We start from the raw sequence: 3,231 nt of genomic DNA on the forward strand, positions 1-3,231 counted from the left end.
CATTCAAAATACTACTTTTGATTTTCCGTCTCTTCAGATGTACGGAGCTTTTTCAAAAATCAAATACTAATCCTATATGAAGGGGGATGTTTATCTTCAATTTTTTCGGCAACTTGCTGGATAACTGGTGTCAGGGAAGCAGAAGTATATGTTGATATTTTTTGTTCTAAAATTGTTAAAACATATTTTTATTTGCGTTGAGCTTCCGCTTTCAGATGTTCAGGAATTTCCGAAAAATCTACTGCTTGCCAGGAATTAACAGTTTCAGTTTCGTCCGAATTTTGAAAAGTTAACTGACCAGTGAAGAAGTATTGGACTAATTCTTTTTCACTTAGCGAATTAATTTGACTAGTGGATTTTTCAAGTAACTTAAATTGGTTGCCTGCTTTCTCTTGGATAATGTACTCACGATTATGCAGCCACAAGTGAATTCCTTTTTGGAATCTGACTCTAGTCATTTTCCTTGCCTCCCCGCGAGATAGGCTTGTGAGGATAAATAAATAGGACTATTATCCTTTAGTTGAACCAATAAATCAGTTTTTAAAAATCCCCAAAAAATTAATTTCAATAAAATGGGTTTATCAATCCCTTGAGGCTGTAGATCCTTTATAGCTGTCGCTAGAGTAATTGCTGATTTTGAATAAAAATATTGATGACAAATAATCAGGTGTTGAAGTGTTAAAAGGATATTGGCATATCGATAGAGAAGTTTAACGTTATTTAACAGAGAGCCTCTGCTCATCATTTCATCAGTGATCATGGCAAATTCCCACCCACGAGACTTCAAAGTAGAAGCTATTACTGGAAATTTTTTGACATTTTTTTCATCATCAAGCCAAGTTGCTGGCTTAATTTCTACAATTTGTTGTTTTAACTGCCTTTGCACTAAAAAATCCGGGGTGTACCGCCGTACTTTGTCATCTAAAATGTAAGAAATTTTGAAGGGTTGAGTTTTGTAGGAGACGACATCTGGGTCAATTTCCAGAAGATACATATAATTTCTTTCATTCAGAGATTCGTACCAAACCAAAGAGCGCATCTTGAAGCTGAAGAATCTACCTATGTTTTTCTTCGTGCCTGTATTGGTAATTTTTCTTGCCAAGCTAGTCAAGTTGCGTTCCTAGGGGATTTTCAGTATTCCTGATGTTGAATGTTCCTAATTTCACATAAAGTCCAGTTAATTTCTGTGATTAGTTACACCATTTCACTTTATGTGCGAATTCGCTAGCTGCCTCAAACGCTTACCCCACAATCGATTTCACTTTATGCGCGAATCTCGGTGCCTGGAACCCCTATAACTTCGTTGTTCACATTTCATCTTATCTGCGAACCCACAAATTAGTCTGCGAACCGACAAATGTAAGCATAAGTTTGCCGGGGTGGCACGTTTATGGTTTCAAATGGACTTACGACAGCTTGAATTTTTGGGGTTTTTAAAAGACAATCTTGCTAGTTCAGGTATTTGAGAGTGCATAAGCTCCAAACTTTCGGCATGTTTATGCTTGATTTTTAGACTTTCGGCAACTTTATGGTTTCAAAACCAAATGCTTTGACTGCGTTAGCGAAGCTTAACGAAGTTATCGCGGAACGTTAAATCAAGCTTTGCGCTTGTCCTGCGGCAAGGTTATGCTTTCAAATGGACTTACGACAGTTGAAAGTTTTGGGGTTTTGAAAGGTTAGGCTTGTTATTTTAAGCATTTGAGAGTGCATAAGCTTTTATACAAATACAGAACTGCAAAATATGTTGCTGGTGGTTCAACTGCGATCGCATCAATTTCTGTCCCATTGTTCTCATTCTGGATTCGGCGACGGTAAAATGAGCGCTCTAACTTAGCTATGTTAGTTTTTGGATTTCAATTGCTGGCGATCGCCCAAATATGCTTGAAAAATCTACCTTTTATTTAGGGTTTTCTGCCAATATGCAAGTACTAGCTTGATCAAGCTATAAGTATTTTTTAATCTTCAGTCCTAAGTAATATTAAGTACAATATTTATTTTTACTGATGACCATGATATTCTAAATCTAATATAGAATTTTGCAGATATTAAAACCCAACAATATGCAATAACCTATGGACATACTTTGAGTAAATTGCGTGAGACTGAATGACAAACTTCGATGCTATCTGCTTTTTGACTGTAGACAGCCAACCTATGTCCTTGGGGCAAGTCTTCGGATATTTACAATTATTTGGCCGCCTACAACCTTTTGTTCAGGAATGTTTGCGCTACCGAGTGATATATCAAGAAATTCAGGCACGAGAAGAGTTGAGAGTCACTGTTTCTGACTTGGCACAAGCAGCGATCGATTTCCGACTGAGAAGCGGATTAACCGAACCTGAAAGTTTTGGACAGTGGTTGAAGAGTCAGGGGATTGATTACCCCACCTTTGAAAATCAACTAACCATCAGCTTGAAACTGGAAAAGTTAAAAGATCGACTATTTGAGTCAGAGAAACAGACTTATTTTAACGAACGCCGGCAAGATCTGGAGCAAAGCGATTTGTACTACATTGTCATCAAGGAAGAACACTTAGCTCACGATCTGAAAGAGCAAATCAAGTCAGGAAAAACTTTTGAGCAAATCGCACGAGAATATCCCTTAAATTCCGAGCAGAAAGTGCTGGTGAAGCGAGATGTACTACGGCGGGAAAAAATTCGGCAAGAAATCAAGACTGCCCTGGAAACAGCAACCCCAAAAGAGGTAGTTGGTCCGATTGTTATGGGCAAACGCTGGTGTATCTTTCAAATAGAACAAATTTTGCCTGCTGTTTTAGACGAGGATATTGCCAAAGAGCTACGGGAGGAGTTGTTTGAGCGATGGCTGGAAAGGAGACTACAACAACTCAAAGTAGAACCCGCCGACATTCCAAAAGATGACAAAGACGGAGTATTAGAACCCGTCTCAACCATTTAAAAATAAGTACTTAGACAGAATTAATTACACATATCGTTTTTCTGTTCCCTGTTTTCTGTTAGTTATATATATCGTTTTTCTGTTCCCTGTTTTCTGTTAGTTATATATATCGTTTTTCTGTTCCCTGTTTTCTGTTCCCTGTTCCCTATCTCTACGAAATGAATTTAATTTCGTCCAATTACTTAATTAGGGCGAAATACTTACACACAAATAGTTTCAAAAAATTTAAACAGCCAAACTCTCCTCACTCCTCCATCTTTAATTAAAGAAAAGATAGGAAATTGGGGAATTTAATCTTCAAGGAGAACAAAAACA

The 3,231-nt window shown here is 37.5% G+C and carries 3 protein-coding genes; 1 reads left to right on the forward strand and 2 read right to left on the reverse strand.

The annotated features are described in order from the left end of the window. Positions 1 to 188 precede the first annotated feature (188 nt). Positions 189 to 458 (reverse strand): hypothetical protein, encoded by a 270-nt coding sequence (locus G1O98_RS14755; protein ID WP_163929489.1) that lies wholly within the window; start codon positions 456 to 458, stop codon positions 189 to 191. Then, positions 455 to 1,039, reverse strand: a complete 585-nt coding sequence (locus G1O98_RS14760; protein ID WP_345940556.1) for a TnsA endonuclease N-terminal domain-containing protein — start codon at positions 1,037 to 1,039, stop codon at positions 455 to 457. Before G1O98_RS14760 ends, G1O98_RS14755 begins: the two co-directional genes overlap by 4 nt. Positions 1,040 to 2,106: 1,067 nt before the next feature. Here G1O98_RS14760 and G1O98_RS14765 point away from each other — a divergent pair. After that, positions 2,107 to 2,916 (forward strand): peptidylprolyl isomerase, encoded by an 810-nt coding sequence (locus tag G1O98_RS14765; protein WP_163929491.1) that lies wholly within the window; start codon positions 2,107 to 2,109, stop codon positions 2,914 to 2,916. Positions 2,917 to 3,231 lie beyond the last annotated feature (315 nt).

The sequence above is a fragment of the Nostoc sp. UIC 10630 genome, from assembly GCF_010747425.1.
Taxonomy (GTDB): domain Bacteria; phylum Cyanobacteriota; class Cyanobacteriia; order Cyanobacteriales; family Nostocaceae; genus Nostoc.